A 13,569-nucleotide genomic window follows, 5' to 3' on the forward strand; every position below is an offset into this window, starting at 1 on the left:
ATCAACCAATCATCGACGCCCGAACCCGCAAGACACGCCCCACCGCGCTGGCCATACGGCCGGCCGATAGCGCGGCCGATCGACCGTCGGCGCAGCGGTTCAACACGCCGCCAGCTGGGCGTCGAGACGCTTGGCCGAAACCTTCATCGCGGTGCCCAGCGGCTGGGCGAAGATCTGGACCCGATATTCCTCGATCATCCAGCGCAGTTCGACCAGTGAACCGGTGAGGCGGCCCTCACGCCGCATCGTCTTTTCCGCGCGCTGCTTGTACGCCGCCCAGTAGGATGCGATCTCGCGCATACGGGCCTTGTCGTCGCCGGCGCCGTCCCGTGCCAGTTTGTCCACGCGGGCCTCGATGGCCTTCAGATAACGATCGAGATCGCGGGCCGCTGCCAGCGGCGATGCACGCGTGACGAGAAAACCGACGTGCACCAGATGCGCGAGCTGATCGTTGATGTCCTCGATCGCGGCCATCCAGTCGAGCCCGATGTTCTTCGACAGCCGCTTGCGCAATCCGGCAAGCCGATCGAGTGCCGGGCCGAGCACGTCCCACAGGGCGACCGCATCCGGCATGAGCTGTCCGCGCACGTGTTCGACTTCGGCCGAAAACGCCGCGGCCGTCCAGACTGCCTCATTGAGCCGGGCGCGGATGAGGGCGTTGAGCAATTCAGCCACCAGCGGGCCTTCGGCGTCTGCCCGCTGTCCCTGCACGATATCGGCCGCGATACCGGCCGTGATCGGCGGATCGACCAGATCGCCCACCGCGTGTTTCTTCAGCCCGCCCAGATCCCGCTTGACCAGGCGGCAAGGCTTGGCGGCAGCCAGCCGGATCAGGCGTACCTGTCCGCCGAGCTGCGCGATACGGGCGCTATCGGCATCGTCGAGCAACTCCAGGTCCACTGTTTCCCCGCGATCGACCAGCGCCGGCCAGGCCACGAGCGAAACGCCGGCGTGCGTCAGCGTCACGGCCTCCGACAGATCCGCATCGGGCCACGCCGTGAGCCCCTGCTGGCGCATGTCGTGCGTGGCCGACTCCGCCACGGCCGTGCGGGCACGTTCGCCCAGCTCGCCGCGCAGGGCCTCGATGTCCCGCCCGGCCGCAATCGGGTTGCCCTCGTCATCGATGATCTCGAAACGCATGCGCAGATGCGCGCTGGGCGTGAAGTCCGCCCAGGCGTCTGCCGGTATATCGAGCCCGGTCATGTCACGGATCGCCTTGCGTAACGCGATGCGCGGATCGCCCGCGCCGAACTCGGCGCGTTCGGCCGCTGCGCGGGCGAAATCCGGCACCGGCACCACGGACTTGCGCCATGTCTTGGGCAGTGCCTTGAGATATTCGCGGAATTTCTCCTCGAGCAGGCCGGGCACGAGCCATTCGGCCCGCTCGGCCGACATCTGGTTCAACGCCGCCAATGGAATTCGGGCGGTCACGCCGTCGCTGGCCGTACCCGGCTCGAACGCGTAGTCCAGGGCGACCGGCAGATCGCCGAGCGTCATGGATTCGGGATAGGCGTTCTCGGCCAGATCCACGCCGGCAGAACGCAACAGCTGGTCCTCGTCGAACTGGAGCACCGCGCCGTCGTTGTTCCGGAGCCACTTGTCGAGTGTCTTGCGGTCGGTCACGTGATCCGGCAGGCGGGCATCGTAGAAGGCCGCCTGTGTCGCGTCATCGACCAGCAGATCGCGACGCCGGAAACGGGCCTCGCGGGCCTCGATCTCCTCGACCACGGCCTGGTTCCACGCCAGGAACGTCGGCAGCCGACCGCGACGGTCAGCCACGGCAAATGCCACCAGACCGTCGCGGATGAATATCTCGCGGGCCGTTGCCGGATCGATACGCGAGAAATCGACCTTGCGCGCATCCGATAGCGTCAGGCCTAACAGTTTCACGCGCTCGCGCGCAGCGACCTGGCCACGGCGCTTCTCCCAGTGCGGATCGTAGTGCTCGCGGGTCACCAGATGTGCCGCGGCTTCCTCGATCCATTGTGGGTCCACGCCGGCCACCGTGTGGGCGAACAGTGTGCTCGTCTCGATGAGCTCGCCGGCCACCAGCCACTGCGGGTTGCGGCGCGACAGCGCCGAGCCGGGAAAGATCCGGAACCGGCGTCCACGGGCGCCCTGATATTCGGCGAATTTCTGCTTGCGACGCGATTTCGCGCCGCCGCGGGCGTTGTCGGGCGCAACCTCGAGCTGCCCGATCTGATCAAGCAGCCCGGGCAGCAGCGCCTTGTGCACGGCCACGATGTCCGTATCGGCCAGCGGCGCCTTGGACGGCGTGCTTTCGAGACCGATGTCGTGGCCGATACGGCGCAGTTGGCGGACCAGGTCCTCCCACTCGCGCATGCGCATGAAATTGAGGTATCGGCTCTTGCACCAGCTGCGCAGCTTGTTGCCGGACAGTTCGCGGCGCGCCTGGCCGAAGGCATCCCACAGACGCAGCAGGCCCATGAAATCGGAGCGCGTATCCACGAACGGCTTGTGCGCCTCGTCCGCGGCCTGTCGGGCTTCGGCCGGGCGTTCGCGCGGATCCTGAATGGTCAGGCCAGCGGCGATAACCCGCAGGGCGACGGGCACGCCCGCCGCCTGGCCGGCAATCAGCATGCGGCCGACGCGCGGATCCAGCGGCAGGCGCGCCAGCTGGCGGCCCAGCTTGGTGATCCGCCCATCCATCAACGCTTCGAGCTGGGTCAGCAGATTGCGCCCGTCGTTGATATAGCGCCGCTCGGGCGGATCGATGAAGGGGAAGGCCTCGATATCGCCCAGTTTCAGATCGGCCATCGTGAGCAGCACGTTGGCCAGATTCGTGCGCCGAATCTCCGGATCCGTGAAAGCCGGCCGGTTGGCAAAGTCGTCTTCGTCGAACAGCCGGATGCAGATACCGGGCGCCACGCGCCCGCAGCGACCGGCACGCTGGTTGCACGAGGCCTGCGAGACCGGCTCGATCGGCAGGCGCTGGACCTTGGCCGCGGTCGAATAGCGGCTGATGCGTGCCAGACCGGTGTCCACCACGTAGCGGATACCCGGCACGGTCAGCGAGGTCTCGGCCACGTTGGTCGCCAGCACCACGCGGTAGCCGTTGGAGGTCGAAAAGATCCGGTTCTGTGCCGCGCGGGTCAGCCGGGCATAGAGCGGTACCACTTCGGCGGGCGTCTTGCCCCCGGTCAACGCTTTCGACAGATGCTGCTCGGCATCGCGGATATCACGCTCGCCGGGCAGAAACACCAGCACGTCCCCCGGGCCTTCGCGCCAGAGCTCGCGGATCGCACGCTCCACCGCGCTCGGCGTATCGTCGTTGGCCGGCGGCCGATAGCGCACAGTCACCGGATAACCCCGGCCTTCGACATTGATGATCGGCGCATTGTCGAAGAATGCCGCGAACCGCTCCGGATCGATCGTCGCCGACGTGACGATGATTTTCAGGTCGCGGCGTTTCGCCAGGATGCGCTTGAGATAGCCCAGCAGAAAATCGATATTGAGCGTGCGCTCGTGGGCCTCGTCGATGATGATCGTGTCGTACTGGTTCAGATAGCGATCGCGCGCCGTCTCGGCCAGGAGGATGCCGTCGGTCATCAACTTGACCTGGGTCGTATCCGCTACCTGGCTTTCGAAACGTGTGGCGAAGCCGACCAGCGCGCCGAATTCGGTGCCGGTCTCGGCAGCGATTCGCTGGCCGACGCTGCGCGCGGCCAGCCGGCGCGGCTGGGTGTGGCCGATGCGTCCGGCGGCCCCCAGTCCGGCCTGCATACAGATCTTGGGCAGCTGTGTCGTCTTGCCGGAGCCCGTCTCGCCGCAGACGATGACGACCTGATGGTCGATCAACGCCTCGCGAATCTCATCGGCCCGTTCGGTGACCGGCAGGCCCTCGGCCAGTGTGATCGGCGGGCGGGCATCGCGCCGGGCCGCCGTCGTCGCGGCACTCGTTTCGAGCTCGCGGATCACCGCGTCGCGTGCCTTGCCCTCGGCACGCTCAAGGCGCATGGCCAGCCGATGCCGATCACGCGTGCGTGCCTCGGCCAGCAGGATTTGGGTATCAGTCTCGCGGGCGGTCAAACAATCTCTCTCGGCTGGGCGCGCCCGCAGGCACTGACGCGGGGCCACGCTTGGGCTAGGCTTGGGTGATTTCACACCGAGCCAACATGAATTTTCATACGCGCAAGTGGATCAAGCCCGAGGACCTGAACCCCAACGGCACGCTGTTCGGCGGTAGCCTGCTGCGCTGGATCGACGAGGAAGCAGCGATCTACGCCATCATCCAGCTCGACAACCCGCGTATCGTCACGAAGTACATCTCGGAAATCAATTTCGTTTCCAGCGCGGTCCAGTCGGACATCATCGAGCTCGGCATCGAGGCCACGAAATTCGGCCGCACGTCCATCACCATGCACGCCGCCGTGCGCAACATGATCTCGCGCAAGTCGATCCTGACCATCGAAGAACTGGTCTTTGTGGCAGTCGACGAGAACGGCAAGCCCCAACCCCACGGCAAGACCCAGATCACCTACGGTCGTGATCGCTTCGGCGATCCGGAAAAACCCGATTGATGCCGCGTCTTGCCTCGGGCCTGCGACGTCTCGCCCTGCTCGGCCTCGTGTGCGCCCTGCTCTCGGCCTGCGGCGCGCCGGCCACGCTCAAGCCGCGTGCCGGTTACTGGGCCGACCAGAGCGTGGCGGCCACAGCCTACAACCATCGCGTGCGGTTTCTGGTGCTGCATTACACCGACAGCGACGGCCCCCGGTCGCTCAAAGTCCTCACCGGCCCGCGCGTCAGCGCACATTATCTGGTCGGGCAAACACCAGCCACCCGCGGCGGCGCTCCGATCGTGCGTCAGCTGGTTCCGGAAAACGAACGGGCCTGGCACGCCGGAGTGTCGAGCTGGGCCGGCCGACACCAGATCAATGATTCATCGATCGGCATCGAGATCGTCAATCAGGGCCCGTACGATCGACAACGCCTGGATCGATGGCACCCGTTCGATGCGCAGCAGATCGCCGCAGTTACCGCTCTCGCTCGAGACATCATCAATCGATACGATATCGATCCGGCCAACGTGGTAGCCCATTCGGACATCGCGCCGGGCCGCAAGATCGACCCCGGCCCGGCATTTCCCTGGCAGGCCCTGCATCGCGCCGGGGTTGGCGCCTGGCCGGATGCGCAACGCGTGGCGCGCTATCGCCGCCTGTTCGCAAGCCAGCGACCCGACGTCCGCGCCATGCAGTCGCGGCTTGCGCATTACGGCTACGATCTGGACGTAACCGGCGTGATGGACGCGCGAACACGTCAGGTGCTGCGCGCCTTCCAGATGCATTTCCGGCCCAGCCGGTATGACGGCACGCCCGATATTGACACGCTGGCCCGGCTCTGGGCACTCGACGACCAGTATCGCTAGGGCGTGTTAACACTTCGCACGTAGCCGCGTGGCCGGTTTTTGGGCGCAACACGACGGGACGACGGTCATTTTTGTGCCATCCGGCGTGGTCGTTCGCGAGGCCAGAATGACGGCCGTACGCGCCCGATGCCTTGTCTTGCAAAAAATGCGCGCCGGCGCGGCGCACGCGGGACGTGTTAACAGGCCCTGGCCACGGGCTCCGGCATGAAAAAAGCGGCGCCGAGGCGCCGCTTTGTCGTCGAGCAGCGCTCGAAACCGCTGTCTACATCGGCGGCACAGTGCCGTTCTTGCCGACGATCACTTTCTTGGCCGTCAAACGGCCGTCCGCGTTGCTTGTGACTATCGCGAAGGCATGTGCCCCCGTTTTCAGATCCGGGACCGCGCCCGGGGCAACCTTGACCGTCGGCACATCCCGCGGCACGACGATGGTCTTGGTGCCCTGGCCGTAATCCACTTTCAGCGTGATCGTGTCGCCGCCGCTGTTCGTATGCTTCACGGTGCCGTTGGTCATGCTGGAACCGGCGCTCATCGCGCCGCCGGATTTCGATTCGACGGTGCCGTTTGTCATGGACGATCCGGCGGTCATCGAGCCGCTCGACTTCGATTGTACTGTGCCATTGGTCATGCTCGAGCCTGCGGTCATCGAGCCGTTTCCCTGTCCGGCCTCGGCAGGCGACAGATCCCAGCCATAATCGCCGAGTCCGGTCCCTTTCATGCTGGGCGGAAAGATCACCATCTCCAGCGCCTGATGTTGGCCGCCGCGCTCGACGTTGGCCGTGCCGATGAATGTGCCCTGCTCGATGTGGTCGAGATCACCCGGCACGGCCGTGGCTACCCCGGTATCGGCGGTCAGAGCCACGGTCCGAACCTGGCCGTTATCGGTCTTGAGTTTGACGCTCTGCTTCGTGCTGGCCGTGATCACCCCGCGAAGATGCTGGGTCTGGGACGCCGTATCGGCCGCGAAGGCCGGCAGCACAGTGAACGCGGTTGCCAGTGACACAGCGCACGCCGAAACAATATAATTGCGCGCTACTTTTTTTCTCATGATATGACGCAACTCTTAGTTGATTGCCGTATCGCTAAAGTAACACGTCGGGCGACCGACGCCAGCCGGCGTGCCGGTCTCGACTATCGCAACTGTAGACGCGCGATTTCATCGGCCAGCGCGTGGACCTGCTCGGCCAGTCGTTGGGCGAGCCAGTAGCTGCCCTGCATGTGATAGGCCAGCGCCCGGTCGGGCGCGGGGCCGGGCGCATCCGGCCGATGTCGGGCCACCAGCAGTCCCAGTCGGCGAGTATCTCCCGAACGCAGGGCACGCGACATCGCCAGCAACAGGCGCCGAAGCACGGAGCGTCGTATGCCGAGCAGCTCATGCGTATCGCCCCAGTGCGGCGCATCGTCGCGCCCATCGTTGGCCGCGGCCAGAATTTCGAGCCCACACAGGATCGAGCGATGCAGACGCTGGATCTCTTCCAGCCGCGCGGCATCGACGCCGAGTTCCCGCGAGACCGGGTAGATGAGCGAGCGCATCACCACCAGCCGCTGCGACAGACGTGCGAACGCCGTGACCTGTTCCGAGGCCGACAGCGCGGTACCGATCATCACGCGTGGATACAGACGGGCGCACTCGCGCAGATTGTCGGCCAGCCGGAATCGCCAGTCGTAGGTGGCATAGAGCGGAAGCGCGAACGAAAACAGCAGCGCGAGCACCGTTCCGATGGCCACGTTGGCCGCCCGCCAGAGACCGACATCGATCGGATTGCTGCCGTTGCCCGCCACGATCACCAGCGTGATGGCGGTCAACAGGGCGATATAGCCGGCTCGACCGATCGCGTGATAGGCACAGACACCGGCCATGATGGAGGCGAGCGCATAGGTCAGCAGGTTCGAGCCGAGCAACGCGTGTTGCCCGATGAGCGCCAGCCCTAGCACGGCGCCGATGCCCGTGGCCACGCCGCGCTCGAAGGCCTTGCGACGGATATTGCCGTGATGCTGCAGGCCACCAATGACCACGAGTAGCGTCACCGAGGCCCAGAACCCGTGCGGAATACCGAGGCCGGCGGTGAGCCCGATGGATGCGGCGACCGCCACCCCGACCCGGATCGCGTGCAGATAGCGCGCGTTGAGGTAGCGAAAATACGGCGAACCGAGCAGATGCCAGAAATAGCTGGTCGGTGTGCGGCGTCCGAGTCGACGCATCGCGCGCCGCAGACGTGCGATCAACGGGTGCCCGCAGCCGCTCCGGCCAGCTTTTCACGTGCCGCAATGGCTCTGGCGGCGGCGTCTTCGCGGTCCGCGCCGAACACGGTCATGTGTCCCATCTTCCGGCCCGGGCGCGCTGCCTGCTTGCCGTACAGATGAAGCTTGAGATCCGGATCGTCGAGCACGCGCGCCCAATCCGGCTCACCGGCCGACCACAGCTCCCCGAGCAGGTTGACCATCGCCGACGGGCGAAGACGTTGCGTGTTGCCCAGCGGCAGGCCGCAGACGCTGCGCAGCTGCTGCTCGAACTGCCCGGTCACGCAAGCATCGAAGGAAAAATGACCGGAATTGTGGGGCCGCGGCGCCAGCTCGTTGACCACCACCGACCCATCACGACCGATGAAGAACTCGACACACAGCACGCCGACCACATTCAGCGCCTCGAGCACGCCGTGCGCGATCTCGATGGCGCGCGCGCTCACCGCCGGATCGAGCTCGGCATCGGGAATCGAGACATCCAGGATGTGATCGCGATGACGGTTCTCGGTCACGCCGTAATGGGCGAACGCGCCGTCGAGGCCGCGAGCGGCGACGACAGAGACTTCACACGCGAAATCCACGAACCCTTCGAGTACGGCCTCGCCCTGACCGATCGACTGCCAGGCGGCATCGGCTTCCTCGGGCGCGCGGATCACGGCCTGTCCCTTGCCGTCATAACCGAAACCCGCGGTCTTGAGAACACAAGGCGTGCCCAGTCGCGCGATGGCGGCGTCGAGCGTGGCCCGGTCGGGCACGTGCTCGAAAGGCGCCGTGGGAAAACCCGCCTCGTGCAGGAAATCCTTTTCTCGACGACGATGCTGGGCCACGTGCAGCACTCGCCCGCCGGGGCGCACCGGCACCCGCTCGGCGGCGGTCGCCGCGGCCTCGAACGGCACGTTCTCGAATTCGAAGGTGACCACATCGACCCGCGCGGCGAAGTCGGCCACCGCATCCAGATCCATGTAGTCGGCCACCATCTCGAGGTCGGCGATCTGGCCCATGGGCGTATCACGCCCCGGCGACAGCGTGGCCAGGCGATAGCCCATCCGACGCGCGGACAGGCCCAGCATGCGACCGAGCTGGCCGCTGCCCAGCACCCCGATCGTCGCCCCGGGCCGGATCGTGTCGTGTTCGATTCGGCTCATGTCAGTGACTGTCCTTCGACCTTGGCGGCCTGCTCGGTACGAAAATCGGACAGCCGCTGACGCAGCGCCGGACGCGTGGTGGCCAGTTGCGCAATGGCGAATAGTGCGGCGTTGCGTGCGCCGGAGTCACCAATGGCGAAGGTGGCCGTGGGCACGCCACCCGGCATCTGCACGATCGACAGCAGCGAATCCAGCCCGTTGAGCGCACGACTCTTGACGGGCACGCCGAGCACCGGAACCAGCGTCTGGGCCGCGACCATGCCCGGCAGATGCGCAGCCCCCCCGGCGCCGGCGATGATGACTTCCAGCCCGCGTGATTCGGCGGCATGCGCGTAGTCGCGCATCTTGTCCGGCGTGCGATGGGCCGAGACGATCTCGCATTCGTGCGGAATATCGAATTGCTCGAGCATCTCGTGCGCGTGGTTCATGGTGTCCCAATCAGAGGAACTGCCCATGATCACGCCGACGAGCGGGCTTTCCGTACGCATTCTCGTCCCCTTCGGGTCGCTAAAAAGCGGCGTAGTTTAGCAAGCGCGCCGCATTCTGGCGGCGGCTGCGACAAAAGACTGATACGCGAGCCGCCTCATTCGAGCACCACGAGCCGATTGGGCAACTCGTTGCGTGCCCTGGTGGCCGGGACAGCCTCGGCCAGCTGCGTGCCACAGGCCTGAATGCATTCAAGGAAGCCGGCCTCGGTTTCACCGGCACGCACGCGGGCAACAAACGCCTGCGTGATGTCCTGCCAGGCTGTATCGTCGACCCGTTCGGCGATACCGTGGTCCACCAGAATCTCGACATAGCGCTCGGCTTCGGCCACGAAGACGAGCACACCCGTGGCTGCTGCCGTCCGATGCAGATTCTGCGCCAGAAACTGGCTGCGCGCGAGGGCCGCGGCACGCACGTGACGCACGCCACGCGGCACCAGTCGCGGCGCGATCCGCGGATGGCGAAAGATCAGCCCGAGACCGACGAAGACCGCCCACTGCACCAGAATCAGCGTGCGCGTATCGACAAACGCGGGAAAGAAAACGACCACCCCGGGGAGCACGAGCGCGATCAAAGCGGCCCAGAGCAGGCCGATCCAGCGATAGTCATCGGCAGCCGCCGTGGTGACTGTGACCACCTCGGCGTCCGTGTGCCGCTCGATCTCGGTGATCGCCGCGGCGATGCGCTCGCGCGCATTGGTATCGAATAGCGTCATTGTCTACCAGCCTCCTGAAGCGCCGCCGCCGCCAAAGCTGCCGCCCCCGCCGGAAAAGCCGCCGCCGCCGCCGAGACCGCCAGAGCCACCGCCACCGGTGGGCATGATCCAGGGCGCGCCGCGCCGACGCCGTCGACGGCCGCGGCCGTTGAACAGCCCGCCCATGCCGGAGCCGAAAACGCCGGCGATGCCGATCATCAGACCGAGCCAGAGAAACGTATGCATCATCGAGGGGCCGTGATGCGGGGTTGGCGCAGTATGGCCCTGCGAGGTGCCCTGACCGGTCCCGGGATTGCCACCGAGCGTTTTGACGATGGCCGCCGTGCCGGCGATCACGCCGCCGTCATAGTCGTTCTGGCGAAACGCTGGCCGTATGATACGGCGCACGATCATCGACGAACGCGCATCGGTGAGCTGGCCTTCCAGACCGTACCCGACCTCGATACGGATCGCGCGCTGCTTCTTCGCGATGAGCAGCAGTGCCCCGTTGTCCTTGGCCTTCTGGCCGATGCCCCAGGCCCGGCCGAGCTGCACGCCGTAATCGACGATCGACGTATCCCCCAGATCCGGCACGGTCACGACCACGACCTGATCGCCATTGGTCTGCTCCAGACCGGCGAGCATGTCGGTGAGGCGCTGTTCGGCCGCTGGCGAGAGCATGTCGGCCTTGTCGACCACGCGCCCGGTCAGCGCCGGCAGATCCGGTGCCGCCGCCGCGGCCTGCACGAGCAGCAGCGCCAGCAGCATCACCCGGCCGTAGCGAACAACGGCGCATCCCATCAGGCGTGTCTTCATCAGAACTGGACCTGCGGTGCCTCGGCGGCGCCAGCGGTCGTGGCTTCGAAATTGGCGTGCTGTGTCATGTCACCGTAGAGCAGCCAGTGCCAGAAACGGCCCGGAAACGTGACGAGTTCCGTGTTGTAGGCCTGGACAGCCTGGATGTAATCCCGTCGCGCGACAGCAATCCGGTTTTCGGTGCCTTCGAGCTGGGATTGCAGTGTCAGAAAGTTCTCGCTGGATTTGAGATCGGGATACCGCTCCGAAATCGCCAGCAGATGCGATAGCGCACCGGTCAACTGTTCCTGGGCATCGATGTATTGCTGCATCTTGTGCGGCTGATCGAGCGTGTCCGCGTCCACATTGATGGCCGTCGCCCGCGAGCGGGCCTCGACGACGGATGTCAGCGTCTCCTTTTCATGCGCGGCATAGCCCTTGACCGTCGCCACGAGGTTGGGCACCAGATCCGCCCGACGCTGGTACTCGTTCTGTACCTGGGACCAGGCCGCCTTGACCGCCTGATTGTCCTTGGGAATCTGGTTGACGCCGCAACCGGCCAGCATGGCGAGTAGAATCAGCATCACTACCGGGCGTATCGGCACGGCACGACGAACGAGGCTTGTACGCATGGGCGCTCGGTCCTTGGGTTATCGAAGGCTTGATGTTAGAGCCACTGCCCCCGCGGACGCGAGCCCCATGCAGCACTCAGAACGCCAGCTGCGGCGATTCCGGCGGCGGCTCGGCGAACGGCCGCGCCTTGGCCAGGGCCATCCAGTGGCGTGTTTCCAGCTGATAGTCGCCGATCGGCGCAGAGCGTGCGATGCGATATCCGTGGTTCGGATGATGAAAGGCCACGCCGTAGGCATCGGGAATCTCGCTGACATCGGCGATGTCATCAGCCAACACGAAATAGATGCCCGCGGCCAGTTCGCGATAACGCTCGATCTTGGCATGGCGCAGCTCGCCGAGCAGATCGGACCGGCGAACCTTGATCTCATGGACCTGCGGTACCAGATGATCGGCACGCAGCCCCGGTACGAGCGACAGCACATCGGGCCGGCAGGTCCGCCATTTGTCTTCGTGGATCGTGCGAATCGACAGCTCGGTGAAAACGAGCCGGCCGCCATCGACCAGGTGCCGGGCGGTGGCCGCCACGCTCCGGGCATGCGCCGCCCGAGCCGCGCGATTGGCCTGCAGTCCGGCCGTCAGGGCATCGCGCCCACCGGCACTCAGTTCGAATCGGCTGGCGATCTCGCGCTCGGGATATTCCACGATGAGCCCCCAGCGCAACAGGTCAAGATCGATATTGTCATGACAGGCCCAGCCCTGACTGCGCCAGTAATGACGCAGCCGCGTGGCATGTCGTCTGGGCAGCGGCACGGGGGCGATCGTATCGTCGTACTCGGCCATCGCTACACCGAGATGGTCGTGTCGGGCGAGGCCTGCGCCAGGCTCCGACGAAACACCGCCCAGGCCATGATGCCGGCCAGCAGATTGCCGGTCAGCGCGCCCATGCCCACGCTCGTCATGCTGCCGGCCCAGACGCCGATCGCGACACAGGGCAGATAGCAGACGAACAACCGGGCGAAAGAAATCAGCATCCCGCGGACCGGCCAGTTGAGCGCATTGGAGGCCGAAACGACAAGCATGCAGATCCCGAGCAGCGCATAGCTGGGCAACATGAACCGGATCAGCGCGGTCAGCCCCTGCTGGACCGCGGGCGCGCCGGCCAGGCCGGCCGCGACCCAGGGCGCTGCCAGGGCCATGACCAGGCCGAAGACCAGCTGCCAGACGAGCGCGGCCTGAAAGGCGATATAGGTCAGTGCCCGAATCCGTCCCCAGTCGCCGCCCCCATAGCAATGCCCCAGCCACGGCGGCAGCGACATCGTCAGACCGAGCACGAGCATCAGGGACATGGTCTCCAGCCGGCTTGCCAGCCCCCAGGCGGCGACCGCTGAATCGCCGAGCGAGGCGATCAGGCCCGTGGCGGCCATCGCCGCCAGCGGCGGCATGAGCTGGCTGATCATCGCCGGCCCGGCGATCACCGCGAACGGCCCCGTCGAGCGCTTGATCTCGGCCCCCAGGCCGTGCCGGGCCAGCCAGTCTTCTTGCGACAGCCGCCACACGAGAACAACCAGCCCCACGAGAAACGCGAGCACGGTCGCGACCGCCGCGCCGGGCAGCCCCAGTCCCGGGATCGGGCCAAAACCGAAGATGAAGATCGGATCGAGCACCAGGTTGAGCAGACTCGTGAGCATCATGAGCAGGCCCGGCAGACGCGTGTTGTTGTGCGCGCGGAACAGCGTATAGCCGAAATACAGGAGCGCGGCGAGCCAGTTCGCCACCAGCTGGATCGCCCAGTACGGCGAGATACGCGACAGCGTGTCGGCGTTGGCGCCGAGCCGGCTGAAGATTGGGGCATGGGTGAACCACAGCAGAACCGCCAGAACGCCCAACGCCATGCTCCCGCCGAACAACACGAGCGAGCCGAGCCGGCGCGATCGCGCGATTTCACCGGCGCCGATCGCGCGCGAAATGAGCGCGGCGATCGCGATACCGAGACCGACCTGGATACCGATCATCAGGAACGTGACCGGAAACGTGAACGATTGCGCGGCCAGGGGCTGGGTTCCCAGACGCGAAACGAAGGCCGCATCGACAAGCTGGAAACCGAGCAGCGACAGAATGCCGATCGCCATCGGCCACGTCTGGTGAAACAGTTGACGGCGCAGCGGCCAGAGCGACGGGGTGTGTGCGGAATCCGACACGTGACGGTGCCATTGCCGGCGAAATGATGTGCGAGAGTCTACGCCATGCCC

Annotated in this window: 12 protein-coding genes; 2 read left to right on the forward strand and 10 right to left on the reverse strand. The window is 65.9% G+C overall.

The genetic code is table 11. From position 1 onward, the window contains the following. Window positions 1–99 precede the first annotated feature (99 nt). On the reverse strand, window positions 100–4,050 hold the full coding sequence (hrpA, locus tag D3260_RS01360; RefSeq protein ID WP_120096758.1) for an ATP-dependent RNA helicase HrpA: 3,951 nt from the start codon (window positions 4,048–4,050) through the stop codon (window positions 100–102). Between the two features lie 86 nt (window positions 4,051–4,136). On the opposite strand from hrpA, the gene D3260_RS01365 reads away from it, so the two are divergent. After that, window positions 4,137–4,541, forward strand: coding sequence for an acyl-CoA thioesterase (locus D3260_RS01365; protein WP_120096759.1), 405 nt, complete (start codon window positions 4,137–4,139; stop codon window positions 4,539–4,541). After that, the gene (locus tag D3260_RS01370) at window positions 4,541–5,386 is read left to right on the forward strand and encodes an N-acetylmuramoyl-L-alanine amidase (RefSeq protein WP_120096760.1); all 846 of its coding nucleotides are present in this window, start codon (window positions 4,541–4,543) and stop codon (window positions 5,384–5,386) included. The genes D3260_RS01365 and D3260_RS01370 overlap by 1 nt, the downstream gene beginning before the upstream one ends. A 262-nt stretch (window positions 5,387–5,648) precedes the next feature. Here D3260_RS01370 and D3260_RS01375 read toward each other — a convergent pair whose 3' ends face one another. The 9 genes from D3260_RS01375 to D3260_RS01415 form a co-directional block, all read right to left on the reverse strand. Further along, window positions 5,649–6,386 (reverse strand): metal ABC transporter permease, encoded by a 738-nt coding sequence (locus D3260_RS01375; RefSeq protein ID WP_120096761.1) that lies wholly within the window; start codon window positions 6,384–6,386, stop codon window positions 5,649–5,651. A gap of 128 nt (window positions 6,387–6,514) precedes the next feature. Continuing rightward, window positions 6,515–7,585: an FUSC family protein gene (locus tag D3260_RS01380; protein ID WP_120096762.1), complete on the reverse strand. Its 1,071-nt coding sequence runs from the start codon at window positions 7,583–7,585 to the stop codon at window positions 6,515–6,517. Window positions 7,586–7,605: 20 nt separating this feature from the next. Further along, window positions 7,606–8,772, reverse strand: a complete 1,167-nt coding sequence (locus D3260_RS01385) for a 5-(carboxyamino)imidazole ribonucleotide synthase (RefSeq protein ID WP_120096763.1) — start codon at window positions 8,770–8,772, stop codon at window positions 7,606–7,608. Further along, window positions 8,769–9,260 (reverse strand): 5-(carboxyamino)imidazole ribonucleotide mutase, encoded by a 492-nt coding sequence (purE, locus tag D3260_RS01390; RefSeq protein ID WP_120096764.1) that lies wholly within the window; start codon window positions 9,258–9,260, stop codon window positions 8,769–8,771. Before purE ends, D3260_RS01385 begins: the two co-directional genes overlap by 4 nt. A 95-nt stretch (window positions 9,261–9,355) precedes the next feature. After that, window positions 9,356–9,973: a TPM domain-containing protein gene (locus tag D3260_RS01395; protein ID WP_120096765.1), complete on the reverse strand. Its 618-nt coding sequence runs from the start codon at window positions 9,971–9,973 to the stop codon at window positions 9,356–9,358. Window positions 9,974–9,976: 3 nt separating this feature from the next. Further along, window positions 9,977–10,768 carry a YgcG family protein gene (locus D3260_RS17910; RefSeq protein WP_255415791.1) on the reverse strand — a complete coding sequence of 264 codons (792 nt, stop codon included), beginning with the start codon at window positions 10,766–10,768 and terminating at the stop codon, window positions 9,977–9,979. Then, entirely contained in the window at window positions 10,768–11,331 is a 564-nt protein-coding gene (locus tag D3260_RS01405) for a LemA family protein (protein ID WP_370456273.1), read from the reverse strand. Before D3260_RS01405 ends, D3260_RS17910 begins: the two co-directional genes overlap by 1 nt. A 124-nt stretch (window positions 11,332–11,455) precedes the next feature. Beyond that, window positions 11,456–12,160 carry a hypothetical protein gene (locus D3260_RS01410; protein ID WP_120096767.1) on the reverse strand — a complete coding sequence of 235 codons (705 nt, stop codon included), beginning with the start codon at window positions 12,158–12,160 and terminating at the stop codon, window positions 11,456–11,458. 2 nt (window positions 12,161–12,162) lie between these two features. Further along, the gene (locus tag D3260_RS01415) at window positions 12,163–13,518 is read right to left on the reverse strand and encodes an MATE family efflux transporter (RefSeq protein ID WP_233543903.1); all 1,356 of its coding nucleotides are present in this window, start codon (window positions 13,516–13,518) and stop codon (window positions 12,163–12,165) included. Window positions 13,519–13,569 lie beyond the last annotated feature (51 nt).

Origin of the sequence: Salinisphaera sp. Q1T1-3 (genome assembly GCF_003602005.1) — a bacterium.
Lineage (GTDB): Bacteria > Pseudomonadota > Gammaproteobacteria > Nevskiales > Salinisphaeraceae > Salinisphaera.